Annotated in this window: 28 protein-coding genes; 14 read left to right on the top strand and 14 right to left on the bottom strand. The window is 68.6% G+C overall.

What is annotated here, in order from left to right; all coding sequences use genetic code 11:
* Positions 1-413: 413 nt before the first annotated feature.
* The 6 genes from N8I71_RS03225 to N8I71_RS03200 all read right to left on the bottom strand — a co-directional run bounded on the left by N8I71_RS03225 (position 414) and on the right by N8I71_RS03200 (position 5,900).
* On the bottom strand, positions 414-1,199 hold the full coding sequence (locus N8I71_RS03225; protein ID WP_262876489.1) for a hydroxypyruvate isomerase family protein: 786 nt from the start codon (positions 1,197-1,199) through the stop codon (positions 414-416).
* On the bottom strand, positions 1,196-1,843 hold the full coding sequence (gene otnC / locus N8I71_RS03220; protein WP_262876488.1) for a 3-oxo-tetronate 4-phosphate decarboxylase: 648 nt from the start codon (positions 1,841-1,843) through the stop codon (positions 1,196-1,198). Before otnC ends, N8I71_RS03225 begins: the two co-directional genes overlap by 4 nt.
* The gene (gene otnK / locus N8I71_RS03215) at positions 1,840-3,108 is read right to left on the bottom strand and encodes a 3-oxo-tetronate kinase (protein WP_262876487.1); all 1,269 of its coding nucleotides are present in this window, start codon (positions 3,106-3,108) and stop codon (positions 1,840-1,842) included. Before otnK ends, otnC begins: the two co-directional genes overlap by 4 nt.
* Positions 3,105-4,091, bottom strand: a complete 987-nt coding sequence (denD, locus tag N8I71_RS03210) for a D-erythronate dehydrogenase (protein ID WP_262876486.1) — start codon at positions 4,089-4,091, stop codon at positions 3,105-3,107. Before denD ends, otnK begins: the two co-directional genes overlap by 4 nt.
* Before the next feature lie 14 nt (positions 4,092-4,105).
* Positions 4,106-5,008, bottom strand: a complete 903-nt coding sequence (gene ltnD, locus N8I71_RS03205) for an L-threonate dehydrogenase (protein ID WP_262876485.1) — start codon at positions 5,006-5,008, stop codon at positions 4,106-4,108.
* Between the two features lie 238 nt (positions 5,009-5,246).
* Entirely contained in the window at positions 5,247-5,900 is a 654-nt protein-coding gene (locus tag N8I71_RS03200; protein ID WP_262876484.1) for a GntR family transcriptional regulator, read from the bottom strand.
* Between the two features lie 136 nt (positions 5,901-6,036).
* On the opposite strand from N8I71_RS03200, the gene N8I71_RS03195 reads away from it, so the two are divergent.
* The 8 genes from N8I71_RS03195 (at position 6,037) to N8I71_RS03160 (ending at position 13,499) form a co-directional block, all read left to right on the top strand.
* Positions 6,037-7,317: an ABC transporter substrate-binding protein gene (locus tag N8I71_RS03195; RefSeq protein ID WP_262876483.1), complete on the top strand. Its 1,281-nt coding sequence runs from the start codon at positions 6,037-6,039 to the stop codon at positions 7,315-7,317.
* A gap of 74 nt (positions 7,318-7,391) precedes the next feature.
* Entirely contained in the window at positions 7,392-8,276 is an 885-nt protein-coding gene (locus N8I71_RS03190; protein WP_262876482.1) for a carbohydrate ABC transporter permease, read from the top strand.
* Positions 8,273-9,088 carry a carbohydrate ABC transporter permease gene (locus N8I71_RS03185; RefSeq protein ID WP_262876481.1) on the top strand — a complete coding sequence of 272 codons (816 nt, stop codon included), beginning with the start codon at positions 8,273-8,275 and terminating at the stop codon, positions 9,086-9,088. Before N8I71_RS03190 ends, N8I71_RS03185 begins: the two co-directional genes overlap by 4 nt.
* Positions 9,089-9,099: 11 nt before the next feature.
* On the top strand, positions 9,100-10,155 hold the full coding sequence (locus N8I71_RS03180) for an ABC transporter ATP-binding protein (protein ID WP_262876480.1): 1,056 nt from the start codon (positions 9,100-9,102) through the stop codon (positions 10,153-10,155).
* A 24-nt stretch (positions 10,156-10,179) separates the two neighbouring features.
* The gene (locus N8I71_RS03175; RefSeq protein WP_262876479.1) at positions 10,180-11,307 is read left to right on the top strand and encodes a cupin domain-containing protein; all 1,128 of its coding nucleotides are present in this window, start codon (positions 10,180-10,182) and stop codon (positions 11,305-11,307) included.
* Entirely contained in the window at positions 11,304-12,107 is an 804-nt protein-coding gene (locus N8I71_RS03170; protein WP_262876478.1) for an HpcH/HpaI aldolase family protein, read from the top strand. The genes N8I71_RS03175 and N8I71_RS03170 overlap by 4 nt, the downstream gene beginning before the upstream one ends.
* On the top strand, positions 12,097-12,795 hold the full coding sequence (locus N8I71_RS03165) for an alpha/beta fold hydrolase (RefSeq protein ID WP_262876477.1): 699 nt from the start codon (positions 12,097-12,099) through the stop codon (positions 12,793-12,795). Before N8I71_RS03170 ends, N8I71_RS03165 begins: the two co-directional genes overlap by 11 nt.
* Positions 12,792-13,499 carry an RraA family protein gene (locus N8I71_RS03160; RefSeq protein ID WP_262876476.1) on the top strand — a complete coding sequence of 236 codons (708 nt, stop codon included), beginning with the start codon at positions 12,792-12,794 and terminating at the stop codon, positions 13,497-13,499. Before N8I71_RS03165 ends, N8I71_RS03160 begins: the two co-directional genes overlap by 4 nt.
* A 42-nt stretch (positions 13,500-13,541) precedes the next feature.
* On the opposite strand, the gene N8I71_RS03155 is transcribed toward N8I71_RS03160, so the two are convergent.
* The gene (locus N8I71_RS03155; protein WP_262876475.1) at positions 13,542-14,570 is read right to left on the bottom strand and encodes a zinc ABC transporter substrate-binding protein; all 1,029 of its coding nucleotides are present in this window, start codon (positions 14,568-14,570) and stop codon (positions 13,542-13,544) included.
* 56 nt (positions 14,571-14,626) lie between these two features.
* Between N8I71_RS03155 and N8I71_RS03150 the strand changes: the two genes are divergently transcribed.
* From N8I71_RS03150 to N8I71_RS03140, 3 genes are read left to right on the top strand one after another with little or no spacing between them, the layout of a single operon-like run.
* Positions 14,627-15,145: a Fur family transcriptional regulator gene (locus N8I71_RS03150; protein WP_406676066.1), complete on the top strand. Its 519-nt coding sequence runs from the start codon at positions 14,627-14,629 to the stop codon at positions 15,143-15,145.
* Positions 15,142-15,912, top strand: a complete 771-nt coding sequence (locus N8I71_RS03145) for an ATP-binding cassette domain-containing protein (protein WP_262876473.1) — start codon at positions 15,142-15,144, stop codon at positions 15,910-15,912. The genes N8I71_RS03150 and N8I71_RS03145 overlap by 4 nt, the downstream gene beginning before the upstream one ends.
* Entirely contained in the window at positions 15,912-16,709 is a 798-nt protein-coding gene (locus tag N8I71_RS03140) for a metal ABC transporter permease (RefSeq protein WP_262876472.1), read from the top strand. Before N8I71_RS03145 ends, N8I71_RS03140 begins: the two co-directional genes overlap by 1 nt.
* A gap of 66 nt (positions 16,710-16,775) precedes the next feature.
* Here the strand turns inward: N8I71_RS03140 and allB are convergent, their stop codons facing one another.
* Positions 16,776-18,200, bottom strand: coding sequence for an allantoinase AllB (gene allB, locus N8I71_RS03135; RefSeq protein ID WP_262876471.1), 1,425 nt, complete (start codon positions 18,198-18,200; stop codon positions 16,776-16,778).
* 154 nt (positions 18,201-18,354) lie between these two features.
* Here allB and N8I71_RS03130 point away from each other — a divergent pair, with 154 nt between their 5' ends.
* Positions 18,355-19,047, top strand: a complete 693-nt coding sequence (locus N8I71_RS03130; RefSeq protein WP_262876470.1) for a GntR family transcriptional regulator — start codon at positions 18,355-18,357, stop codon at positions 19,045-19,047.
* A gap of 6 nt (positions 19,048-19,053) precedes the next feature.
* Here the strand turns inward: N8I71_RS03130 and N8I71_RS03125 are convergent, their stop codons facing one another.
* From N8I71_RS03125 to N8I71_RS03115, 3 genes are all read right to left on the bottom strand, one after another.
* Complete coding sequence (locus N8I71_RS03125; protein WP_262876469.1) at positions 19,054-19,467, bottom strand: DUF3830 family protein; 414 nt, start codon at positions 19,465-19,467, stop codon at positions 19,054-19,056.
* 23 nt (positions 19,468-19,490) lie between these two features.
* Positions 19,491-20,282 (bottom strand): SDR family NAD(P)-dependent oxidoreductase, encoded by a 792-nt coding sequence (locus N8I71_RS03120; RefSeq protein WP_262876468.1) that lies wholly within the window; start codon positions 20,280-20,282, stop codon positions 19,491-19,493.
* 72 nt (positions 20,283-20,354) lie between these two features.
* A complete protein-coding gene (locus N8I71_RS03115; RefSeq protein ID WP_262876467.1) occupies positions 20,355-21,137 on the bottom strand; it encodes an SDR family NAD(P)-dependent oxidoreductase in 783 nt (260 codons plus the stop codon).
* A 198-nt stretch (positions 21,138-21,335) separates the two neighbouring features.
* Between N8I71_RS03115 and N8I71_RS03110 the strand changes: the two genes are divergently transcribed.
* Positions 21,336-22,301, top strand: coding sequence for an isopenicillin N synthase family dioxygenase (locus N8I71_RS03110; protein ID WP_262876466.1), 966 nt, complete (start codon positions 21,336-21,338; stop codon positions 22,299-22,301).
* Positions 22,302-22,307: 6 nt separating this feature from the next.
* On the opposite strand, the gene N8I71_RS03105 is transcribed toward N8I71_RS03110, so the two are convergent.
* Positions 22,308-23,351, bottom strand: coding sequence for a M29 family metallopeptidase (locus tag N8I71_RS03105; RefSeq protein WP_262876465.1), 1,044 nt, complete (start codon positions 23,349-23,351; stop codon positions 22,308-22,310).
* A gap of 32 nt (positions 23,352-23,383) precedes the next feature.
* Between N8I71_RS03105 and N8I71_RS03100 the strand changes: the two genes are divergently transcribed.
* Positions 23,384-24,118, top strand: coding sequence for a glutamine amidotransferase-related protein (locus tag N8I71_RS03100; protein WP_262876464.1), 735 nt, complete (start codon positions 23,384-23,386; stop codon positions 24,116-24,118).
* Here the strand turns inward: N8I71_RS03100 and N8I71_RS03095 are convergent.
* A complete protein-coding gene (locus N8I71_RS03095) occupies positions 24,081-24,761 on the bottom strand; it encodes a pyroglutamyl-peptidase I family protein (RefSeq protein ID WP_262876463.1) in 681 nt (226 codons plus the stop codon). The genes N8I71_RS03100 and N8I71_RS03095 overlap by 38 nt on opposite strands.
* Positions 24,758-25,609 carry an alpha/beta fold hydrolase gene (locus N8I71_RS03090; protein WP_262876462.1) on the bottom strand — a complete coding sequence of 284 codons (852 nt, stop codon included), beginning with the start codon at positions 25,607-25,609 and terminating at the stop codon, positions 24,758-24,760. Before N8I71_RS03090 ends, N8I71_RS03095 begins: the two co-directional genes overlap by 4 nt.
* Positions 25,610-25,836 lie beyond the last annotated feature (227 nt).

Genomic DNA, 25,836 nt, shown 5'->3' with positions numbered 1-25,836 from the left:
GCGCGGCAAGCGGGTCGCATACGGCTCTGGGCCAAACTGGGCACACTCGGGAGGGGTGACGTCACAGAGTAACTTCCCGTCGCGGCCATCGCAGCAGGACAAGCGCGGATGAACCACCCTGGAGGGCGACGCATCAGCATGCGGTTCTCACCGGTTCACGAAGCTTGCAGCCCCTAGGCAGCAGCCCGTCGACATGCTGCCGTCCCGCTGCGGGAAACGAACCCGGAACGAACGATCGTCGGGACTTTCGCGGCCCCATGTAAACAATTGATAAAACAGCAATTCTCGCCATCGGTAATGAAGGTTCCACCGCCTTCGGCGAGCACAAGGGCATCCGGAGAGCGCCTCCGTATCCATGACCGCCGAGGCTCATTCGGGACAGGCGGGGGCCTGGCCGCCACCCGATCCGCGAGCTACGCGGCCGGCCCCGCGCCGCTCTCCCGATACGCGCGCAGCCAGGCCAGCGTGGCATCCGTGTCGCCGCCGGGCTTGTATTCGGCGCCAAGCGGGCGGTCGTAGCCAAGCCTCTCGATCACCCTGAAGAGGTAATTGAAATCGACCTCGCCATGGTCGGGCGCACCGCGGTCGGGCACGGAGGCGAACTGGATGTGACCGATCCTCGGCAAGAGATCCCGCAAGCGATGGGTCAGATCCCCCTCCATCAGCTGCACGTGGTAGCAGTCGAACATGAGCCTCAGGGCGTCATGCCCGACCTCGTCCATGATCGCCGTGGCCTGTCCGGTGGTCCTGAGGAAATAGCCCCGCGCGTCGTATCGGTTGAGCGGCTCGATCAGGATGCCCATGCCGCGCAGCACGGCGCGGTCGCAGGCATAGGCGAGATTTGCGATGAAGGTGGCGTGCGCCTCGGGCCCTTCGGCGAAGCCCGCCATCACGTGGACCATCCCGGCCCCGATCTCGGCCCCGTAGGCCAGCGCCTCGTCGATGGCCGCCCGCGCCTCCGCCTCGCGGCCGGACAGCGCGGCGAGGCCGTTTTCCCCGCCCGCGACATCGCCGCGCCTGGTGTTGAGGCCGAGGCAGGGCAGCCCGGTTTCCCGAAGCGCGGCCGCCACATCGGCCGCCGGCACGTCGTAAGGCCAGTGCAGTTCCACCGCGTCGAAGCCCGCGGCGCCGGCCGCGCGGATCGCGTCGGGAAGGGGGCGGTCAGTCCAGAGAAATCCCAGGTTGGCAGAAAACCTCAATCATCCCACTCCACGTCAAAGGTCGTCACGACGTCGCGCACCTGCGCCTCAGTCAGGCCGCGTGCGCCCATGCCCCGGGTCAGAAGCGCAAGGCGCGCGGTATCCTCGAGCTCCTCGATGGCGTTGCAGGCCGCCTCCACGTTCTTGCCCGCCACCACCGGCCCATGATTGGCCAGCATCACGGCCGACCGTTTGCCTGCGAGCCCCCGCACCGCCTCGCCCATGGCCGGGTCGCCGGGCAGGAAGAACGGCAGAAGCTTCACCTTGCCCAGCTTCATGATGGCGTAGGGCGTGAGCGGCGGCAGGAAGTTGTCGGGATCCGCGTCGGGCATCATCGACAGGGCGACGGAATGGCAGGAATGAAGATGCACGACCGCACCGGCCGTGCCGCGCGTCTCGTAGAAGGCCGCGTGCAGCGGCATCTCCTTGGTCGGCGGGTCGCCCCCGATCAGCCGCCCCGTCGCGTCGAAACAACTCAGCCGCGCGGGATCGAGCCTGCCGAAGCTCGTGCCCGTGGGAGAGACGAGCAGGCCGCCATCGGCGGTCCGGGCCGAGATGTTGCCGGTGCTGCCCCCGGTCAGACCGCGGTCGAACATCGACTTCGCAAGGACGCAGATCTGTTCGCGCAGCGCCGTGTCGCTCATTCTGCCTCCAGTTTCGCCAGCGCCTCGGCGAAGAAGCCGGGCCCGCCGAAATTGCCGGACTTGAGGGTCAGGGCGATTGCGGCACCACCGCTCTCGGCATAGGTCCAGGGCACGCCCGGCGCGATCTCGGCCCCGATGTCGAGGCGCGTCACGCCAAGCGCCCGTGTCACCGAGCCCGAGGTCTCGCCGCCCGCGACGACGAAGCGCCGGCGCCCGGCCTCCCGCGCGGCGATGGCCAGCTCGGCCAGCGCGTCCTCGACAAGCTGCCCGGCCGCGGCGACGCCCAGCTTCGCCTGCGCCGCGGCGACGGCGTCGGGGTCCGCCGTCGCGTAGATCAGGGGTGTGTCGGAAAGCGGTACCCGCGACAGCCAGTCGAGCGCCTCGCCCGGCCCGTGCGCCGCGAGATTGACGGGGTCCAGCCTGTGATGGGGCGCGTGGGGCGCGTAGGCTGCCACCTGCGCCCGCGTCATCGCGGAGCAACTGCCCGAGAGCACGATGGCCGGCGGCTCGATTCGGTCGCGGCGGGCGCCGGCCGGGGCCCGGGACAGGCCCGCCCGTGCGGCCAGAAGGTCCGGCAGCGGACTGGCGACCGCGCTGCCCCCGGTCAGCAGCGGCATGTCGCGGCAGGCCTCGGCGATCACGCGAAGGTCGGCGTCGGCCACCGCATCGGTCACCACATGCGCGACGCCCTCCCGCGCGAGCGCTTCCATCGCCTCGCGCACGGCGTCTGCCCCGCGCGCCACCGTCAGCCGGTCGACAAGGCCCACGGGCCGCGTCACCTGCGGCTCCAGAAGGCGCAGAAGGCTGCTGTCGCGCATCGGCGTGAGCGGATGATCCTTCATCGGACTTTCGTGCAGCGGCTGACGTCCGACGAAGAGATGCCCCATGTAGATCGACCGCCCGTTCTCGGGGAAGGCCGGGCAATAGATCGTCTGCAGCGCGCCGAGGTCCTGCATCAGCGCCTCGGCCACCGGGCCGATATTGCCCTCGGCCGTCGAATCGAACGTGGAGCAGTATTTCCAGAAGGCTTGCCGCGCGCCCGCCGCCTGCAACCACCGCCATGCGGCCCGGCATTCGGCCACGGCCTCCGCCACGGGCGCCGTCCGGCACTTGAGCGCGATCACCTCGAAGGGCGCGGTTTCGGCCGGCGGCGCATCGGGCACGCCGATCCTGAGGCTTACCGGATAACCGCTGCGGGCCAGCAGGCCGGCGAGGTCCGTCGCGCCCGTGAAATCGTCGGCGATGCATCCCAGAAGCGTGCTCATCGTGCCGTCCAGCCCGGCGCATCGTCTTCGAGGTAGACGGCGATCAGCTCGTCCACCGACCCCTCCGCCTCGAAGCCGAGGGCGGTCGCGCGGTCGGGCGAAAAAGCGCGCGGCCAGCTTCCGATCATGGCGGCGATCTGGGGGTCCGGCACCTCCTCGATCAGGGCCACGGCCTCGGCGCCCGCCACACGCCCGAGCGCCTCGATCTGACCGCCCACGGTGGTTGCCACCCCCGGCATGGTCATCGTGCGCCGTGGGCCGAGCTGCGCCGTGTCGAGGCCCGCGGCCCGCACGAGGAAGCCGACGGCCGCGCGCGGGCTGGCGAGCCAGTGCTTGACCTCGCGGCTGACCGGCAGAGTGCTCGGCAGTCCCGCGAGCGGTTCGCGCAGGATGCCCGAGAAGAACCCCGAGGCCGCCGCGTTCGGCGCGCCCGGACGGATCACGATCGTCGGCAGGCGCAGGCCGATCCCGTCGAAGAAGCCACGCCGCGAGTAGTCGTCGAGCAACAGCTCGACGATCGCCTTCTGGGTGCCGTAGCTGCTGCGGGGCGTGCGGATCTGGTCGTCGGGCACGGGATCGGGAAGCGGGGCGCCGTAGACCGCGAGCGACGAGGCGAAGACCAGCCGCGGCGCATAGCCCTCGGCCTCGTGGGCCCGGCGGATCGCCTCGAACAGCGCGCGGCTGGCGTCGACGTTCACCCGGTAGCCGCCCTCGAAATCCCGTTCGGCCGCGCCCGAAACCATGGCCGCGAGGTGGAAGATCACGTCGGGGCGGTTCGATACGAGGTCTTCCGCCGCCCCCTCGGCGGTGATGTCGAGCGCGCGGCATCGGCACGGCAGGTCGCCCGGCGGTGCGACCGGCAGACCGAGGTCGGCCAGCTCCAGTGCCGTGATCGGCCGTCCCGCGATCTGCCGGTCTTCCGCCAGCCGTCGCGCCAGCTTGGCGCCGATCATTCCGGCCGCCCCGATGATGAGAACCCGCATCGCCGCCCCCTCGCTCAATCGTCCCCGCCGGGCAGCTCGATCCCGGCGTTGCGCGCATAGACCTTGGTGATCGCGGCATCGTCCTCGGCGCCCAGGCCCATGCCGACCGCGACCATGTATTGCTGCAACGCCGTGGCGGTGATGGGCGCACTGAACCCGGCCTCCCTGGCGATGTCCAGCACGATGCCCAGGTCCTTCGGCCAGATGTTGATCTGGCTGCGCGGCGTGTAATCGCCGTCGATCACGTGGGGTGCGCGGTTCTCCAGCATCCAGGAGGTGCCGGCGCACTGGCTGATGACCTCGAGGAAGGCCGCCGGGCTCACGCCCTGCGTCATGCCGAAGGCCATCGCCTCGCCCATCACGGCGATATGGACGCCCGCCAGCAGCTGGTTGACCGCCTTCATCGCCGATCCCGCCCCGGGCTCGGGCCCCAGGTCGAAGACCTTCGCGGCGGTCGCGTCCAGAACGGGGCGCGCGGCGGCGAAGGCTTCGGCTGGGCCCGCGGCCATGATCGACAACGCCCCTTCGGCGGCCTTCGCAGCGCCGCCCGATATCGGCGCGTCGAGGTAATGCACCCCGTAAGCTCCACAGCGCCCCGCCAGGTCCCGTGCGACCGAGGGCGCAACCGTGGGACAAGCGATGACGACGGCCCCCTCGCGCAGTCGCGGAACGATGCCTTCGGGGCCGAAAAGAACCGCCTCGAGCTGCGCGGCGTTGAGCACAACGACCACAACTGCATCGATCTTGTCCGCGCCCGAGGACGCAAACCCCGCCTGCCCTCCGAGCGCGGCGAACCGCGCCTCGGCCTCGGGATTCATGTCCGCGCCGCATGTCGCCAATCCGGCCCTGAGGCAGGATTGCGCCATGCCGAATCCCATCGAGCCCAGCCCGATCACCTGAACCGCGAAATCGCCCATGTCCCTCACTTCGATCGCCGGGGCACCGGCCGTCCCCGGGGGGCGGGTGCGGTGCTGTCATCCATCCTTGGGCGGCTTCGCCCGGATGCACAAGGTGACGAGCGCCACCCCGGACGCAAGCGCGTATCGCGCGTCTCCGGCCTCCGGTCGCGGCAGGCCGGCGCAGCTATTGCACGACCTTGCCCCGTCGCCGTCAGGCCGTGCCCGCAGGCGCCGCCCGACCGCGCGCGTCCTGCGCTCATCCCGCCGCACGCAGGCCGCCGAAGCGGCGCGCGTGAAGGTTCCGGTACGCCTCGGCCGATGCCGGAAGGTGCTCCCGCGTGGCCTTCACGTAAGCGTACTGATCGTCGCCCCGCATCGCGTCGATGATCGCCCGGTGCTGCGCGACGACCGTCGCCATGTGGGATCTGTCGTCGTATTTCACCACCCGGATCGGCTGGGCCATGCGGGCATGCGTGGCGATCAGGCCCGCCAGCCGCGGGTTGTCGCAGCACGAGAACTGCAGCTCGTGGAATTCCTGGTTCAGCCAGAAGACCTCGCGGAAATCCTCGCGTTCCACGGCTTCGGCGTGGCGGGTCGCGATATCCTCGAGGTTTCGGATGATCTCGGGCGCGACGGGCAGCGGCGTCCGCTCGGCCGCCGCGCTTTCCAGCACGATCCGCACGTCATAGAGCGCGTCGACCTCGTCGGGCGTGAACTCCACCACCTCGACCCCGCGGTTGGGCCGATGCACCAGCAAACCCCGCGCCTCGAGATGGGCGAAGGCGGTGCGCACGGCGTGACGCTTCACGCCGTAGTGCTCCATCACGCTGTCCTCGGTGATCCGCATGCCGGGCGCGTAGAACCCGAAAATGATGTCGTTTTCCAGGTCGGTTTCCAATGAAGTCGACATGCAGTCCTCCGGTGGGCGGTCGCTCCCACTCTAGCAACTCGCCGCGGGAAATGTCATCGATATTATTATTGATAATCTTATTGACGATGATCGGTGCGGGCCGTAACCATGGGAAAATCCATTCAGGGAGGATAGGATGAGACTCTGGACCAGCGGACTGGCGATCACGGCCGTCCTGGCGGCAGGCCAGGCAGTGGCGTGGGAGCCGACGGAAGGCATGCCCTACGCGGGCGAAACGGTTCGCGTACTGGCGGTGACCTCGAGCCAGTTCCAGGCGCACGAAGCGCGCGTGGGGGCATTCGAGGAGGCAACCGGCATCGACGTCGTCATCGACTACGTGCCCTTCGCCAACATGCGCGAGGCGCTGACGGCCGAGATGATCGCGGGCGGCGGCGACTATGACGTCGTGTCGATCATGGACCAGTGGGTCGTGTCGTTGCGCAACCTGCTGCAGCCGATCGACGAGGGCGTCGCGGCCCAGGGCACCGACCTGTCGGATTTCCCCGCGGCCCACATGCGCCACGGCATGATCGACGGAGCGCTTTACGGCCTGCCCGTGCGCGGTCACGTCCAGCTTCTGTTCTATCGGACCGATCTGCTCGAGGCCGCGGGCGTCGAGCCGCCGCAGACCTGGGACGATGTCCTGACCGTCAGCGCGGCGGTGCAGGCCAACAGCGATGTGGCAGGTATCGCCCTGCCCTATGGCCGGCTCAACGGCCAGAACCTGATGGTCTGGATCAACATGCTCTGGGGCAATGGCGGCGATCTCTTCGACGATGCCGGCGCGCCGATCTTCAACTCCGAGGCCGGGGTCGCGGCGACGCAGGCCTATATCGACATGCTGATCGAGCATCAGGTGGCCCCCGCAGGGTCCGCCGTCTTCGTCGAGCAGGATGCCGTCAACAGCTTCAAGCAGGGCAATTCCGCGATGCTGCCGGTCTGGTGGTGGGTCCGCTCGCAGCTGACCGACCCCGAACAGTCGACGATCACCGACGATCAGCTTGGCTTCGCCGCGCTGCCGACGGTGGGCGGGGCCGCGCGCACGACCTTCACCAACACCTGGATCTTCGGCGTGACCGAAGGCTCGGAGAACCCCGACGCGGCGATCGAGTATCTCGGCTGGCTGACGGATCCCGAGCTGGAGCGTGACGTGCTCCTCGACCCCGAGCTGAACGAGCTGGTGGCGGTGCACCTGTCGAACATGCGCGACCCGGAAGTGAACGCGCGGTGGGGCGGCATTCATTCCGCGGCTGCCGACGCACTGGAAACGGCAGAGGGCGTTGAGTTCGGCGAGGACTGGCTGCGCATCGTCGAGGTGCTGGAGACCACGATCTCGAGCCTCGCCTCGGGCGAACAGACGGACGTCCAGGCCGCACTCGATGCCGCAGCCGAGGAAATCGCCCGCATCCGCGGCTGAACCCTGTAGACTGAGCGCGGGCGGGCCCCGAAAGGGCCTGCCCGTTTCACCCCTCCGGCGGAGGCACCCGGCGCATGCGCGACCGATCCTTGCAATATGTCCTGCTGGTGCCGGCCTTCGTCATCGTGCTGGCGACCACCTTCTACCCGCTGGCCTATTCGCTGACGACCGCTTTCCGGGACTGGGATCTCACGCGGTCGCGCCGGCCCGAGGGCTGGGTGGGCTTCGACAACTTCGCCCATGCCTTCACGGAATCGCACTTCCTCAACTCGCTCTGGGTGACGACGATCTTCGTGGTGACGAGCGTCGCGCTGACGCTGGTGATCGCGATGTCGCTGGCGCTCCTGCTGCGCCGCAAGGGACGGATGCACACCTTCACGCGGGTCGTCCTGATCCTGCCCTTCGCGATGAGCCCGGCCCTGATCGGGGTAAGCTACCGCTTCATGTTCAACCCCGAGTTCGGGGTCCTGTCCAACGGCCTCGCCGCGATCTTCCCCTGGCTCGAAGGCACGGCCTGGCTTGCCGATCCCGAGCTGGCCATGGCGATCCTCGTGCTGACCGATGTCTGGCACTGGGCGCCCTACATGACCTTCATGTGCCTCGGCGGCCTCGCCTCGATCCCGCGCGAGACCGAGGAAGCCGCGCGCATCGACGGCGCGTCGAACATCCGCATCTTCTTCGGCATCATCCTGCCGCAGATGAAGGGCGTCCTGCTGGTGACGGCGATCCTCAAGACGATCTTCGCCCTCAAGATGTTCGACCAGGTCGTGACGCTGACGGGCGGCGGGCCCGGCACCTCCACGGAAACGCTGGCCTACTTCATCTTCAACGTCGGCTTCGAGTGGTACGACATGGGCTATGCCTCGGCGCTGGCCTGGATCCTGACTGCGATCATGATGACGATCTCGATCTGGTACGTCCGGATGCTGCTCAGCGAGAGAAAGATGGCAACGGCATGAAACGCATCCTGCTGTGGTGGGCGGAACGCGCCCTTCTGGTCCTCGTCTCGGTGATCGTGCTGTTCCCGATCGCGTGGATGTTCCTCACCGCGTTCAAAAGCCCGCGCGACGCCTATTCGCTGTCGCTGAACTTCACCCCGACCTTCAACAACTTCGTCACGGTCTTCTCGCACCCGTGGAACCTTGGTGACATGGTGCTGAACTCGGTCGTCGTGGCTTCGGTCACGGTGCTGATCGCGGTGCCCTGCGCGTCGCTCGCGGCCTATTCCTTCTCGCGGTTCCGGGTCCGGGGGCGGAAGTTCCTGTTCTTTCTCGTCCTGTCGACGCAGTTCATCCCGGCGGTGGTGATCGTGCTGCCCTTCTTCCTGATGTTCCGCCAGCTGGGGCTGCTCGATACGCGCATCGCGCTGATCATCGTGAATCTCGCCATCGTGACGCCCTTCGTGATCTGGATGATCAAGGGCTATATCGACGCGATCCCCACCGACAGCGAGGAGGCCGCGATGATCGACGGCGCCTCGCGGCTGAGGGTGATCTGGGACATCGTCCTGCCGGTGGCCGCACCCGGTATCCTGACCTCGGCCATCTTCTGCTTCATCCTGACGTGGAACGAGTTTCTCTTCTCGCTGATCCTGACGCGGCGCGATGCGGTCACCCTGCCCGTGGGTCTGGTGAATTTCCGCACCGAGCGCGGCGATCTGTGGGAGCTGATGAGCGCGGCCGGCGTGATGATCACGGTGCCGATCTTCATCATGGCACTTCTTATACAAAAACACTTCACGCGCGGCATGACGGCCGGCGCGGTGAAATAGGGGGCGGGGAAATGGCCGAAGTCCGGCTTGTCGATGTCGAGAAACGCTATGGCGGATTCCTGGCCCTGCCGAAGCAGAGCCTCACCATCGAGGAGGGAGAATTCCTCGTGCTGCTCGGGCCCTCGGGCTGCGGCAAGACCACGACCATGCGGATGATCGCGGGGCTGGAGGAGATCACGTCCGGCGACATCCTGATCGGTGGCGAGCGGGTCAACGACAAGCCGCCCAAGGACCGCGACATCGCGATGGTGTTCCAGAACTACGGCCTCTACCCGCACATGACGGTGCAGCAGAACATCGCATACCCGCTGAAACTGCGCGGGGTGGACCGCAAGGCGCGCGAGGCGCGGGTGCGCGAGACCGCCGAGAAGGTCGAGCTCGGCGCCCTGCTCCACCGCCGCCCATCGGAGCTCTCGGGCGGGCAGCGGCAGCGCGTGGCGCTGGCGCGGGCCATCGTGCGCACGCCCAAGATCTTCCTGATGGACGAGCCGCTGTCCAACCTCGACGCCAAGCTGCGCGTCAGCATGCGGGCCGAGCTGAAGCACCTGCACCATGAGCTGGGCGTCACCACCGTTTACGTCACCCATGACCAGATGGAGGCGATGACACTCGCCAGCCGCGTCGCGGTCATGCGCGAGGGGCGGATCGTCCAGCTGGACACACCGAAGAAGATCTACTCCGAACCGGCAGACCTGTTCGTCGCGGGCTTCATCGGCTCGCCCTCGATGAACCTTGTCGAGGGGCACATTACCGGCGGCCGCTTCGAGGCGCCGGGCGTCTCGATCCCCGTCGCGGCGGCGGAACGTGGCGATGTCGTGCTGGGCATACGCCCCGAGGATCTCGAACTGACCACGGCCGAGGCGCCGCCGATCCGGGGCAAGCTCTACGCGCTGGAACTGACGGGCGAGGCCACGCTGGTGACGCTGCGGGAGGGGGCAACCTCGATCTGCGCGCGCGGGCCCGCCGAGTTCGAGGCCGAAATCGACGCCGCCTGCGCGCTGGCGCCGCGCCCCGGCGCGCGCATCCACCTGTTCGACAAGACCACCGGTCAGCGCATCGCCGCCTGATCCAAGCTGAAGGGAAACCACCCCATGACCACGCTTTCCCAACACGAGGCCGAGGCCAGAAGGGTCAAGCGCTCCGACTACGTCTCCTGCACGGTCGCCTTCATCGACTGCAAGAAACCTGGGTCGCACCTCAAGGAGAACTACTCGATCATCGGCCCCGGCGTGACCTCGTCCTCGGAACAGGTCATCAACCTGCCCGAGGCGCATGGCTTCAACATCGGCGCGGCGGCGATGCCGAACGGGATCACCAACAACCTGCACATCCACTTCACCGCCGAGGTCTTCATCGTGCAGAAGGGCGAGTGGACCTTCCGCTGGGGCTCGAACGGGGAAAACGAATTCGTGGGGCGCGAAGGCGACATCCTCTCGGTGCCGACATGGATCTTCCGCGGCTTCACCAACACCGGGCCGGATGATGGCTGGCTGTTCACGGTGCTGGGCGGCGACAACACGGGTGGCGTGATCTTCCATCCCGACATCATCCGCGAGGCGGCGGACTACGGCCTCTACATCTCGTCGGACAATACGCTGATCGACACCTCGCGCGGCGACCCGGTGCCCGGGCCCGACGCCTGCATTCCACCGATGCCGGAGGCCGAGGTGGCCGAGTTGCGCGACGTCAGCCACGAGGAAATGCGCCGCCGCATCGTGACCGAGGCCGACCGCGATTTCCGCCCCGCGTTCATCGACCGCGACCTGCCGGGCTGTGGCGCGGAACTGGCGCCGGTCATCGGGCATGGAATGACCCAGAACCGGGAGCATGCCGCGCCGATCACCAATCCGCACGGTTTCTCCGTCGAATGGCTGCGCATCGCGCCGGGCCACCGGGTCAGCGCCTTCACCCTCGCCGAGAAGATGGTGCTCATCCTGCGCAAGGGGCGGATGCGGCTGACCCTGAACGACGGCGCGGACGTGACCGTCGACCTCGACGCCTGGGACACCTACTCGATCCCCGCCGGTGTCGTGCGCTCCATCGCGGCGCTCGGCGACGAGGCCGCCGAAGCGCTGGTCGTCGTCTCGGGCGACCACCGCAAGCGCCCTGTCTTCGCCGCCGAGGTGCTGGCCGAGGCGCAGGCGGGCGGTCTCGGCCTCGACGCGGGCGGCTTCGTGGCCAAGGCGGCGCTGCTGCCCCAGTACAGGCGGGCGGGATGATGCGGACGAACCTGGTCAGATCCCGCCTCGCCGCCGGAGAGAGCGTCGTGAACGCCTGGCTGTCCATCGGGTCGAGCTATTCGGCCGAGGGCGTGGGGCATTCCGGCGTGCATTCCGTCACGGTCGACCTGCAGCACGGCATGTTCGGCTTTTCCGAGGCGCTGCACATGATGCAGGCGATCTCGGCCACGCCGGCCGTGCCGATGGTGCGGGTGCCCTCGCTCGACCCCGCGCAGATCATGCATCTGCTGGACGCGGGCGCCTACGGCGTCATCTGCCCCATGATATCGACCCCCGAGGAAGCCGCGGCGCTGGTCTCGGCCTGCAGGTACCCACCCCATGGCAGCCGCAGTTTCGGGCCGTCGCGCGGCCTTCTCTATGGCGGCGCCGACTACGTCGCCCATTCCAACGAAACGGTCATGGCCATTCCGATGATCGAGACGGCGCAGGCGGTCGAGCGGATCGACGAGATCCTCGACGTCGAGGGGATCGACCTGCTCTACCTCGGACCGAACGACATGGCCTTCGCCATCGAGGGGCACGTGCGCTTTCCCCGGCCTGCATCCGAAATCGCCATGGCCCGCGTGCTGGAACGTGCGCAGGCGAAGGGCGTTCCGGTCGGCATCTTCTGCGCCGATGCGAAGGAGGCGGCACTGCGTCTGGAACAGGGCTATGCGCTGGTCACGCCCGGCAACGATTTCGCCCACCTGACGCGCAGCATCTCGGGGGCCGTGCGCGACCTGCTGGACCGGGACGAAACCGCCGAAAAGGCCCCGGCCACGGCGGGCCATGGCTATTGATCCGGCCGACGGGCGGCCCTGGGTCCTCGTGCCCGGCACGCTGTGCACCGGCGCGGTCTTCGGGCCGTTTCTCGATGCGCTGGGCGTGCCGCCCGGCGCCCGGCACACGGTGGACCTGCGCCATCCCGAGATCGGCGATTATCTCGGCCCGCTGACGGCCCTCGGCGACCCGCGCGCCATCATCTGCGGCTTCTCGCTCGGCGCCATCGTCGCGGCGCACCTGGCCGACCGGATCGAGGCGGCCGAGTGCCTGTTCTTCGGACTGACGCCCCGCGCCGACGATCCGGCCAAGCGCGACGGGCGGCTCGCGCTTGCCGCCGACGTCGCGCGGTTGGGCGGCGCAGCGGCGCTGGGGCCACGCCTCGGCGCGCTCGCGGGGCCGGATCCCGAAGCCGCGCGGGCCCGCATTCTCGCCATGGCCGACGAGACCGCCGGATGCATCGAGGCCCAGACCAGGCTCGCGCTGGAGCGTCCGGGCGCCCTGCCCGCCCTCGCCCGTGCCGCGATACCCGTGACGATCCTGACCGGAACGGACGACGTGCAGGCGCCCCTGGCCCTGGCCCGCGAAGCGGCCGAGGCGGCGGCCCGGGGCCGCGTCGTGCCGCTGACGGGGCTGGGGCACTACGCGCTGGTGGAAGACCCCGCGTCCTGCGCGCGTGCCGTGGCCGAGGCATGGAGGCCGGAATGACCGATTTTCCCGCCGAGCTGCTGGCCCGGCTCCGGGCCTGCGACACGCCCACCGTCTGCAACGCGATCGAGGTTGCCCAGGGGCGGCGCGGCTTCTCCGGTTTCACCCGTGCCACGATGCACTGGGCCGGCCCGTCCGAGGCGCGCATCGTCGGCTTCGCCCGCACCGCGCATATCGCCGGGCGGCTGCCCCCGGAAGACCCGGCCGATGTGCTCCGCGCGCGTCGTCTCGCCTATTTCCGGTCGATGTCCGAGGGCCCGCGCCCCGGCGTCGCCGTGGTCGAGGATCTCGATGGCGAGGCCGCGCTCGGCGCGTGGTGGGGCGAGGTGCACGCCCGCGTCCATGGCGGCGTCTTCGGCCTTTCGGGGGCGGTGACCAACGGGCTGATGCGCGACCTCGGCGACCTGCCAGACGACTTTCCCGTCCTCGCGGGCGGGATCGGCCCCAGTCACGGCTTCGTCCATGTCCGCCGGATCGGGGAGCCGGTGGAGATTTTCGGCTTGCAGGTGTCCGAGGGCGATCTGCTCCACGCCGACCGCCACGGCGCCCTGGTCATCCCGCCCGAGGTCTGGCCGCACCTCGCCACAGCGCTGGACCGGCTGGCCGCCAGCGAGGCGCTGGTCCTGGGGCCGCTGCGTGCGGGGAAGGTCGATTTCGAGACCTTCACCGCCCACTGGGCCGCCTTCGAGAAGGCGCGGACCTGACGCGGGGTTGAACCCCGAGCGCCGCGCGTCGCCGCCCGGCCGTCAGAGGCAATCGGCCAGCGCGTTGGCGAGGTTGCGCAGCATCTGCGGATAAAGCGCGGCACCGGGTTCGAGGTCAGAACCGAGCGGATCGAGCACGCCGGTGCGCGCCTCTGAACCGTCCATGACGGCGGCGACGATGCCGGGGTCGAACTGCGGCTCGGACAGGACGCAGGTTACGCCCTGCTCCGCGACGCGGCCCTGGATCTCGGCGATCCGCGCCGGGCTCGGGTCGGTCGCGTCCGAGAGCGAGATCGCACCCGACGCGGGGAAGTCGAAGGCGACCTCGAAATACTGGTAGGCGTCGTGGAATACGATGAAGTTGCGTCCACGGACGGGGCCGAGAATGCCGTCGATCTCCTCGGCGAGCGCGGCCAGCTCCTCGCGACCTGCGGCGGCATTGGCGAAATAGGCACCCGCGTTGTCCGGGTCTTCCGCCGACAGGGCGGCGGCGATCGCATTCAGCCAGACCGCCGCGTTGTCGGGCGACAGCCAGGCGTGGGGATCGTAGGCGCCGTGGTCGTGACCATGCGCGTCGGCATGGTCTTCGTCATGCGCGTGGTCGTCGTGGCCGTGGTCGTCGTGGCCGTGGTCGTCGTGGTCATGATCGTGGTCGTGATCGTCGTGGTCGTGATCGTGGTCGTGATCGTCGTCGCCATGAACATGCGCTTCGAAGAGCGCGCCTTCCCGGAAGGGAAGCTCGACCGTGCCGTCCACCTCCATCAGGGCCGTGACGTTGGCGTCACCCGCGAGCGTGGCGATCGCGCCCTCGAGCCAGGGCGTCAGGTCGGCGCCGACCCAGAACACGAGATCCGCCTCCTGCAGCGCCGCCGCCTCGGAGGGGCGCAGGCTGTATTCGTGCGGGCTGGCCCCCGGCGCGACGATCAGCTGCGCCTCGCCCACGCCGTCCATCACCCGTGCCACCAGCGAATGCACCGGCGCGATATCGGCGGCCACGCGGGGCACCTCCGCCATGGCCGTTCCCGCCAGAAGCGCGGCGGTCAGGGACAGAGGAAACAGGTTTCTGGACATTGGGCACTCCATGTGATCTTATAACGTTACGTGCCCGATACAGGAAATGAAATAACATGACAAGTGGCGGCCGAATGCAGGATGCCGGACCCACCGACGCAGTCGGGTTCGAGGCCCACGACCACGCACAGTGCATGGACAGCGCCATCGCCGCGGCCGATGCGATCTGTGCCGAGGATGGTCTTCGCTTCACGCCGGTGCGGCGCCGGACGCTCGAAATCCTGCTGCAGGAACACCGCGCGCTCGGTGCCTACGATGTGCTCGACCGGCTCAGGGCGGAAGGTTTCGGCTCGCAGCCGCCGGTGGCCTACCGCGCGCTCGACTTCCTCGTGGCCAACGGGCTCGCGCACAAGATCGAACGGCTGAACGCCTTCATCGCCTGCGCCCATCCCGGCGCCGAGCATTCGCCTGCCTTCCTGATCTGCCGCATCTGCGATTCCGTCGCCGAGGCGCAGTCCGCGCCGGTCGGCAGGGTCCTGAAGGATGCCGCGAAATCGGCCGGGTTCCAGGTGGAACGGACCGTCGTGGAAGCCGAGGGCGTCTGCCCCGCCTGCGCGGAAAAGGCCGAAGCATGACCCTGCTCGATGTCGAGGGGCTGAGCGTGGGCTACGGCGCGGCTCCGGTGCTCCGGGACGTGTCGCTCAGCATCGCGCCGGGTGAGATCGTGACGGTCGTCGGCCCGAACGGGTCCGGCAAGACAAGCCTGCTGCGTGCCCTGATCGGGGCGGTGAAACCGACCTCGGGCCGGATCCGCCGCAAGCCCGGCCTCCGAATCGGCTACGTGCCGCAGAAGCTTCATATCGACCCGACCCTGCCCATCAGCGTGGAACGCTTCCTGCGCCTGCCCGGCGGCATTCCCCACAGCGCCTGCGCCCCCGCGCTGGAGCGTGCCGGCGTGCCCGGCCTGTCGCGGCAGCAGATGTCCTCGCTGTCGGGCGGCCAGTTCCAGCGGGTGCTTCTCGCCCACGCGCTGATCAACCGGCCCGAGCTGCTGCTGCTCGACGAGGCGACACAGGGCCTCGATCAGCCCGGGTCCGCGGCCTTCTACCGCCGGATCGAGGAAGTGCGCCGCGAAACCGGATGCGCCGTCGTCATGATCAGCCACGAGCTGCACGTCGTGATGAGCGCGTCGGACCGGGTGATCTGCCTCAACGGGCATGTCTGCTGCGAGGGAACGCCCGAGATCGTGTCCTCGGCCCCGGAGTATCGCGCGCTGTTCGGCACGGGTACCGGCGGCGCGCTGGCCCTCTACCGGCACGAGCACGACCACCAGCACGACGCCAGTTGCGGCCACGACCACGACCATGCGCACGGCGACAAGGCCACGGAGGCGGCGGAGTGATGCTGGACGATTTCATGACGCGCGCGACGCTGGCCGGGATCGGCGTGGCGCTGGCGGCGGCGCCGCTCGGCAGTTTCGTCGTCTGGCGCCGTATGGCCTATTTCGGGGATGCGACGGCGCATGCCGCGATCCTCGGCGTCGCCCTGTCGCTGGCATTGCAGATCTCGGTCTTCGCCGGCGCGATGGCGGTGGCGCTTGCCATGGCGCTGACGGTCACGATCCTGTCGGGGCGCGGCTACGCGATGGACACGCTTCTGGGTGTGCTGGCCCACTCCGCGCTGGCCTTCGGGCTGGTCGCCGTGTCGTTCCTGTCGGGGATCCGCATCGACCTTATGGCCTATCTCTTCGGCGACATCCTTGCCGTGTCGCGGGGCGACCTGGCCGTGATCTGGGGCGGCGCGGCGATGGTCGTGGGCCTCATCGCGTGGCGCTGGTCACCGCTTCTGACGGCGACCCTGAACGAGGATCTGGCCTATTCCAGCGGCATCGACCCCAGGCGCGAGCAGCTGATCCTGACACTGGCGCTGGCCATCACGGTGGCCGTGGCGATCAAGGTCGTGGGTGTCCTCCTGATCGCGGCTATGCTGATCATTCCTGCGGCGGCGGCGCGCCCGCTTGCACGCACGCCCGAGGGAATGGCGTTCATCGCGGCGGCCATCGGCGCGGGTTCGGCGGTCGTGGGCCTCAGGACGGCCTATGTCCTCGATACGCCCGCCGGACCGACCATCGTCTGTGTGGCGGCGATCTGCTTTCTCCTCACGAGTCTTTTTCGATCCACGCGGCGGGCGGGCGGTTGACGCGGCGGTGAAGCACCTGAAATTCGCCCCGCAAGCCTTTCCAAAGAATAGATTTCAGGGCGCACTTCAATCCCAGGGAACGTTTCCGGGCCGAAGGACCGCCTGCATCGTTGTGGCCGTGTTGCGCGGCGCGGGCAGAGGCATGTTCGGGCGCAGCATCCGGCCGCGCGGTGCCTCGTCGACGATGGCCCCGTCCTGGGCCACGAGGTGCCCGCGCAGGAAGGTCATCACCGGCATGCCCCGGACCTCGCGCCCCTCGTAGACCGAGATCTTGCCCCGCGAGAGAAGGCTTTCGGCACCGAGCGTTCCGGTCTTTCCCATGTCGACGACAACGAGATCGGCATCCATCCCGACCCCGATCGCGCCTTTCCGGTCCGACAGCCCGAAGGCACGCGACGGCGCGCCCGCCATGATCCGCACCACGTCCCGGAGGCCCATGCGCCCCGCCGACACCGCCTCCAGCATCAGCGGCAGCGAGGTCTGCACGCCGGGGAAGCCGCAGGCCATGTCCCAGATCGTGGCGCCCTCCTTTTCCTGCACGGTATGCGGGGCGTGATCGGTCGCGACGAAGTCGATGGTCCCGTCGAGAAGCGCGGCCCAGAGAGGGTCCTGGTGGGCCTTCTGCCGGATGGGCGGATTCATCCGGAGCAGGTGGCCGCCGGGGGCGCTCATGCTCTCGGCGTCGAGATACAGGTACTGCGGCAGGGTCTCGACGGTGATGTCGACGCCGCGGTCCTTCCAGAAGCGGATGAAGGGGACCGACCCCGCGCAGCTTTCGTGCACGATGTGGATGCGCGCGCCCGTCCAGTCGGCCAGCGTCGCGGCGCGGTTCAGCGCCTCGATGGCCACGACGTCGGTGCGCGCGGCGAGATGGGACAGGGGATCGTTCCGCCCCGCTGCCTTCAGCCGGTTCTGCCGCCAGAACAGGATCGGCGAATTCTCGGCATGGATGGAACAGCGCAGTCCCAGGGCGGCGAGGATCTCGAAGCCTTCCAGAACCGCGCCGTCCGAGGGACAGGGATTGTCGCCCGTGGTGTTCCCCAGAAACAGCTTCGTGCCGATCATGCCCGCCTCGGCCATGGCGGGAAGCTCGGCGAGGTTGTGCTCGCCCAGAAGCCCGTAAAGCCCGAAATCGATCAGCGCCTTCTCCTCGGCCATCGCGCGCTTCTCGGCCAGCCGCGCCGCGCTGTCGGTGGGCGGAAGCGTGTTGGGCATGTCGAAGGCGCAGGTTACGCCACCGGCCGCGGCGGCCGCGGTGCCTGTGCCGAAATCCTCCTTCTGGGTCATGCCCGGCTCGCGGAAATGCACGTGAACGTCGATGCAGCCGGGCAGAAGGTGGCGTCCTTCGAGGTCGATGATCCGCTGCGCCCGGGGATACTCCGGGCCCGCACCGATGTAGGCGATGCGCCCGTCCGCGACGCCGACGGCTGCCTCGAAGACGCGCGTCTCGGTGACGACCCTGGCATTCTTGAGCAGCAGGTCCAGACCCATCGGATATTCCACTCTTTTCGAACTGTATAAAATCAGCCTAGACTAGCAAATTCTGGGGCGCAACGCAGCTTGGGCGCCACCGCGGGTGATGGCTTGCCAACGCGGAAAAAACACGCGATCCGGCGCGCAACAAGGCAACAGGAGACCACGGACCTTGAGCGACCACGACCTGATGCAGACCGAGGGCGAGGAGGCTTCGCCGGTCTACGAGAGGCTGCGCGCCGACATCATCGCCGGGGCCTATCCGCCGGGCAGCGCCCTTCGCTTCGCCGACATGCAGAAGCGGTACGACCTCGGGGTCAGCCGGCTGCGCGAGGCACTGGCGCAACTGACCGCGGACCGGCTCGTGGTGCGCGAGATCAACCGCGGATTCCGCGTGCCCGAGGTCAGCCTCGCCGATTTCGACGACATCGCCGCGATGCGCCTGCGGCTCGAGCCCGGGGCCTTCCGTGTCTCGGTCGAGAACGGCGACGAGGAGTGGGAGGAGCGGATCCTGATCGCGGCCCACCGTCTCGACCGTGCGTCGCGCCGCTACGAGGCCGGGACGGTCAATGCCGTCCACGACGAATGGGAAGCGCGGCACAGGGCCTTCCACGAGGCGCTGATCGACGCCTGCGGCTCGGCCATGACGCGGCATTTCTGCGGCGTCCTCTACGATCATTTCGACCGTTACCGCCGCCTCATCGGGTTCGACCCCGACGCGCAACAGCGCCTCGCCTCCCAGCACAAGGCGCTGGCGGATTGCGCGGTCAACCGCGACGTCGCGCGCGCCGAGGCGATGTTGACCGAGCATGTCGAGCGCACGGCGCGCGTGGTGCGCGCGGCCCTTGCCGAGAAGCTCGGCTAGACGGCGTCAGGCGAACTCGAACCGGATATCGTGGGCGCCCTTCCACAGGACGGAATTGCCCAGCTCCATCAGCCGGTCGAGGTTGCTCGTCAGCGTGATGAAGTGGTTTCCGGCCAGCGGTCCCATCCGCGAGGCAAAGGATATCCCGCCATAGGCGAGCAGGATCTCCGTCTCGCTGATCCCGCCGGGATAGAGTACGATCTGGCCGGCCGAGGGATAGGTGGTGTGGTTCTCGTAGCCGACCCCGAAATCGGTATCGCCAAGCGGGATCCAGACCCCCTCGCCCGACCAGCGGACATGCACGATCTGGCCGGAGAACGGCATCACCTTGCGGAAGGCCGCGCAGGTCATTGGCGCCTTCTCCTCCTCCAGCCTTGCGTCGAAGACGAAGTCGCCTGCGGTGATCCTGAGTTCCGTCATGTCGGGTCCTTTCGTATCATGTGTCAAAGTGCGGCCCAGCCGCCGTCCACGGGCAGATCGACGCCGGTGATCTGGCGCGCCGCTTCCGAGGCGAGGAAGACACAGGCGTTGGCCACGTCGCGCGCCGTCGAGACCCGGCCGAGCGCGTAATCGGCGGCATGGCGGCGCGCGGCCTCGTCCATCGTGATGCCCTGCGTGGCGACCATGTTGGCGCAGACCTTATCGCGGAACCTCGGGCCGTCGACCATCCCGGGGGCGACCGTGTTGACGGTGATGCCATGCGGCCCAAGCTCCAGCGCGAAGCTTTTCGTCACCCCGCGCAGGCCCCATTTCGAGGCCGAATAGGCCAGCCGCCCGGCGCGGCCGCGCATTCCGAACGTGCCGCCGACGCTGACGATCCGGCCACGGCCCTCGGCGATCATCGCGGGGGCGACGGCGCGGATCATGTTGAAGATCCCGGTGGTGTTGAGATCGAGGATATCGTGGAACTCGTCGCGCGTCGTCTCCACCCCGGTCTTGCCGATGGGACCCGATCCTCCGGCCACGTTGATGAGCGCATAGGCCGGGCCAAGCGCCGAGCGCGCGGCGGCCGCGGCGGCGGCGCAGCTCTGCTCATCGGTGATGTCGCAGGCGAAGACCTCGGCCTCCGACCCGAGCGCGGCGATGTCGGCCGCAAGCCCCTCGACGGACGCAGGCTCGCGCGTCAGAAGCCCCAGCCGCGCGCCTTCCTCGGCGAAGGCCAGCGCGATGTCGGGGCCCATGCCGCTCGTGGGTCCGGTCAGCAGGACCACCTGTCCGGACAGCCCGAGCCTCATGGACGCCCACATGGGGATAGGCGGAAAAGGGTCATGGATGCTCCCAGTCCTCTGTGTGTGTCGCGGCGCAAATCAGACCACGGTTCCGCCGTCCACCAGGATGTCCTGGCCGGTGATGTTGCCCGCCGCATCGCTCAGAAGGAAGAGGACGGCATTCGCCACGTCGCGGTCGCTGCTCATCTTGCCGAGCGCCGAGCGCGCGGCGAAATCGGCATAGAGCCGGTCGGCGTCCTGGCCCGTCCGCTCGGCCGCCTCGCCAAGCTGGCGCATCAGGCGCGGCCCGTCGACCCCGCCGGGGTTCACGGAGTTGACGCGCACGCCATGGGGTCCGGCCTCGAGCGCGGCGGTGCGCGTGAAGCCGCGCAGCGCCCATTTCGTCGCGCCATAGGCCGAGGACAGCGGCGCGCCCTTGAAGCCGAACGTGCCGCCGACGTTCACGATCGTCCCCTGCCCCGCCGCGATCATGATGGGCAGGAAATGCTTCATCGTAAGGAAGGGACCGTGGACATTGACGGCGAAGATCTCCTCCACCTCGGCCAGGCTGTGCTCCCACAATGTCTTGCCGTCCGGACCGGTGCCACCGGCAACGTTCGCAAGGCCCCAGCGCATGCCCGCGGCCGCCGCCCTTGCGGCAGCGACGGCGGCGACAACGCTGGCTTCGTCGGTCACGTCGCAGGGCACGACGACCGAGCCCGGAAGCTCCGTCGCAAGCGCCTCGAGCGCCGGGACATCGCGGCCAGACAGGATCACCCTTGCGCCCGCCTCGTGAAGGACACGGCTGATTCCCGCCCCCATGCCGTTGGCCGCCCCGGTGACGAACACCGCCATGCCATCGAGTGAGAACTGGTTCGGCAAAAGGCCGTCTCCCGCGCAAATCGTGCTCCGTTGCGCAAGGTTTAATCACTGGCGAAAGGCTGTCCAGCAAATCCGGCATTTTTTCTACTATCTGGAAATAATGTCTGATGTGGTTCGGATATACGCACCCCTCCGGGCCCGATGCCGCCGAAAAAGGCAGTGGCGCGCCGGCCCGCACGTCCGAACAGGAGAGCACGCATGTCCGACGCCGCCGAACAGGTCTACGAGGAAGCCCCCAGGCTGAACGAAAACGAGATCCCCGTGATCGACATGACCGGCTTCGTCGGCGGCAGCCCGGCCAGGCGCAAGGCCATCGCCGACGAGGTGGCGCAGGCGTGTTCCACGGTCGGGTTCCTCTACATGGCGGGCCACGGCCTCAGCCCGGCACTGGTCGACGACACCTTCGCCCAGACGCAGCGCTTCTTCGCCCAGCCAGAGGAAGAGCGGCGCCGCACGCTCGCCACGGCCGAGTGGTTCCGGGGCTACGTGCCGACGAAGAACGGCGGGCTCGGCACCTTTCGCACCATGCTCGAACTGCCCGCCGACGACCCCGACGTCCTGCGCGGCAAGCCGATGCATGCGCCCAACCGCTGGCCCGACCACCTGCCGGGCTTCCGCGAGGTGGTGACCGCCTACCAGGACGCGATGCTGGAATTGTCGGTGCACCTGCGCCAGATGTTCGCCCTCGGCCTCGACCTGCCCGAGGATTTCTTCGAGCCCTTCTACCGCCGCCCGCTGATCCAGCAGAGCCTGCTCTACTATCCCGCGCCGGCGAGCGTCGACCCCAAGGACCTGAAGATCGGCGCGGGCGAGCATTCGGATACCGGCGCCTTCACGATCCTGATGCAGGACCAGGTCGGCGGGCTGGAGGTGAAGCACCGCGAGAAGGGCTGGGTTCAGGCCACGCCGATCGAAGGGACCTTCGTCGTCAATATCGGCGACGTGATGATGAACTGGACCAACGGGCGCTACGTCTCGAACCTGCACCGCGTCGTGAACCGCAAGAAGCAGGATCGCATGTCGCTGCCGCATTTCGCGAATGCCGATTACGACTCGATCATCGCCCCCATTCCCGCACTGATCGAACCCGGCACCGACCCGATCACCGGCCCGATCCATTTCGGCCGCTACATGGACGACTTCTACAAGGCGCAGCTTCCCTGAGCCGCCTCAGTGGCCCGGGACGCCCATCTCGCGGCATATCCGGGCGAGGGTCGGTTCGACGAAACGGCCCTCGCGCAGGACCTCCAGGCCATTGGCCCAGAGGCTGACCTGCCGGCAGGTGAAGTCGAAATGCCCCGCCGCCGGCCTGTCGACCCAGGCGCCCCAGCCGAAGTCGATATCGCCGAAGGCGCGCTCGTCCTCCAGAAGCCGACCCGTGGGCACCGGCACGCCGGGATTGAAGCCAAGCGAGACATGGGCGGTCCTGCGCAACGTCGGGTCGCCCTTGTGCTCCAGCCACCGGGTCAGGAGCGCAGCCTCGCGCCCACCCTCGATCGACATGATGCGCCCCTCCTCGACCGTCAGGCGCACCGGCCGGGCGATCAGGCCCACCTCCTCCGGCGGGGACAGCACGCCATCGGCGACGAGGACGCCCGCCATGGAAGCCTCGTTCGCCTCCCATGTCAGTTGTCCGGCCAGCATGATCGGCCTGCGTTCGGGGCTCGCCGTCATGCGGAACTTGCCCATCTCGCCGCCGCGGTTGTGAAAGGCGATGTCGGTTCCCGCGGCACTCGTCACCCGGACATCCGCATCCCGCAGAAGCGCCATCAAGGCAAAGCCCATTTCCTCCAGCCGCGGCGCATCCACCCCGCCGACGCATCGCACGAAGCCATCGACGTCGAGCCCGCCATAGGAGACGTAGAGAACGCCCTTCGCCATCGCCGCCGACCAGGCCTCGGTATAGATCAGCTCGTTCCAGGAACAGGCGACCCAGATGTCGGCCGCCGCCGCCGCCGCACCCACAAGCGCGGGCGAGGCCCCGTAGGACGCGCCGGGCGAGGGGTAATGCAGCGTGACGGGCACGCCACCCGCCGCCGCCACCGCACGCGCAATGGCCCGGGGCACCCGCAGGTCCGTCCGGCTGTCGGTCGTGACGAGCACTTCGGCGCCCGGTGCCATGGCGATCACGTCGCGCACGAACCGACTTGCGGCGGACGCGAGTTCGAGATCGAGATACTCGTCGCGTGTCTCGGTCAGGTTGTCGATACGCATGCAAGCCACCTCTGTCGGCAAGGAGAAGCAACATGACGCGCCGCATCCTTCTCATCAGTCACAATCCGCCGCCGATGATCGACCGGGCACACGCCTGGCTTCACGCCAATGGCCACGCCGTCGAGGTGGTCCGCCCGCATCTCGGCGATCCGCTGCCCGAGCGTCCCGGGGACTATGCCGGAACCATCGTCTATGGCGGCCGGTTCAATGCCGACAGCGAGGACGTCAACATCTTCCTGCGCGACGAGTACCGCTGGATCGCGGAAACGCTGGAGGCCGGGCGCCCGATCCTCGGCATCTGCCTCGGCGCGCAGATGATCGCGCGGCACATGGGGGCGGCGGTCGGCCCCCTGCCCGACGGGCGCGTGGAATTCGGCTTCTACGAGGTCCGGCCCGTGGCGGGGGCCGAGGATTTCCTTCCAGCGCCCCTGACCGTCACGCAGTCGCATTTCCACGGCTTCGACCTGCCGGCCGGGGCCGAGCGGCTGGCGGAAAGCGACCTCTTTCCCAACCAGGCCTTCCGCGCAGGTCCCGCAGTCCTCGGGCTTCAGTTCCACCCCGAGGCCACCGCCGAGCAGTTCCGGCAATGGCAGGCCGCCTATCCCGGCCATTATCGCAGGCCCGGATGCCAGGACCGGGCCCGACAGGAGGCCCTGATCGAAGCTGCGCAGGCGCCGCAGGCCGCCTGGTTCGAGGCGCTGCTGGCCGCGCATTTCGGCAAGGGCGGGGCTAGCCAAGCGTCTGTCCCCCAAGGCGCGTCAGGATGAGGTCGAGCGCCGCCTCCTGCGTGTCCATCGGAAGGCTGGGCAGCGCGCGCGGCGTCATCGGCGCGGTGTCCCCGCCCGGTGGCCCCTCGCGCAGGAACCGCGCCACCTGTCCCGGCGCGTACGGCAGGTGCAGAAAGCCCACGGGGAAGGACAGCCCCGCCCGCTCCATGGCGCCGAGCGCGCAATAGAGCACGAGGTTGCAAAGGTGCGTGCCCGCGTGGTGCGAGACGACCGCGGGCAGCCCCTTGTCCAGCAACCCGTCGGCAAGCGCCCTCGCGTCCCAGGTGGCGAAGCGCGCGGGCGGACCGCCCTCCTCGATCGGGCCGCCACCGGTCGGGCGCGCGCCCTCGTTGTCGGCCACCCCGAAATCGACGCGGTTGATCGCGGTCGTCTCCAGCCGGAACACCGCCTCGCCGGGGGCGAGACCGAGGGAGACGATGAAGACCGGACGATGGGTCGCGACGAGTTCCTCGACGATACCCGGAAGGCGGGCGAGGCTGACCGGTTTCTCGACGCCGCGGATCGTGACGCCGCCGATCCTGCGCCCGTCGAAGGCGGCGACAAGCGCGGCGGCGGGACTGTCGGGCAGGCCCGCGAAGGGCGCGGAGCCCGTCAGAAGGCCGATGGGCGCGTCACCGTTCATGACCCGTCTCCCTGGGACAGAAGGAATTCCAGAAGCGCGCGCTCGAAGGCTTCGGGCTGTTCGATCGTGGCCATGTGGCCGCAGGCGCAAATCACGTCGAGCCGCGCGCCGGGGATTGCGGAGGCCAGCGCGCGCAGATCGTCGAGCGGCAGGAAGGTGTCGGCATCGGCGGCGATCACCTGCACGGGCAGCCCGTCGGCGGCGGCCGTCTTCACGGTGGCCCGCTGGTCCGTGCCGCGGCCAGAGCGGAAGGCGCGAAAGAGCGCGGACTGGTCCATCCCGGCGCGCCAGCGCTTGAAGTCCTCGACCTCGCCGCGATGGGCCGCCGCCCATGCGGGGCGGAAGATCGCCTCGGCCTGCTCGGCCGCGAAGGCGTCGGGCCCGAGCGTTTCCGCGCGCGAAAGCATCGCCTCGACGCCCCGCATCCCCTCCTCGGTGGCGTGAAGCCCGCCGCAGGCGAGGCTCAGCGAAGCGACCTTCTCCGGCGCCCGTTCCAGAAGTTTTCCGGCAATCGAGGCGCCCATGGAGAAGCCCACGACGCGGACGCGGGACAGGCCGAGCGCGTCGAGAAAGGCCAGGAGATCCTCGGCATAGAGCGCCGTGGAATAGGCTTCCCCGGTCGCCTGGGTGCCACCGACACCGCGCAGGTTCGGGGCAAGCACGCGAAACCCCGCCCCTGCCAGCGAGGCCAGAACGCCCGACCAGAGACGCCAGGCATCCCAGCCGAGGCCATGGATCAGAAGAACCGCCGGCGCCTCCTCCGGCCCGGCCTCGGCATAGGACATGACGATGCCGTTCGCTTCGATCCGCTTCATCGCGCCTCGCATCGTGCAGGGTTTCTCGCTCACTCCATGATTCTCTATCAAAGCAATTTCATCGCACCAAATCCCATTCATTCTACGAAACGTAAAATCTGCAAAATGCAGCCGCAGACAGCAGTCTGCTTCATTTTGCGGCAAAACCCGGACAGTCGCGGATCGCTCCGGTGTTGCAACTTGACAGGCCGAGACGCGCGCTCGGTACGCTTTTGTCAGGACCACGGCTTCTCCCGTCATCTTTCCGGAAAGGACCCTCC

It is taken from the genome of Roseicyclus sediminis, assembly GCF_025515305.1.
GTDB lineage: Bacteria > Pseudomonadota > Alphaproteobacteria > Rhodobacterales > Rhodobacteraceae > Roseibacterium > Roseibacterium sediminis.
Note: the sequence above shows the minus strand (reverse complement) of the source record. Positions and strands in the feature narration are given on the sequence as shown.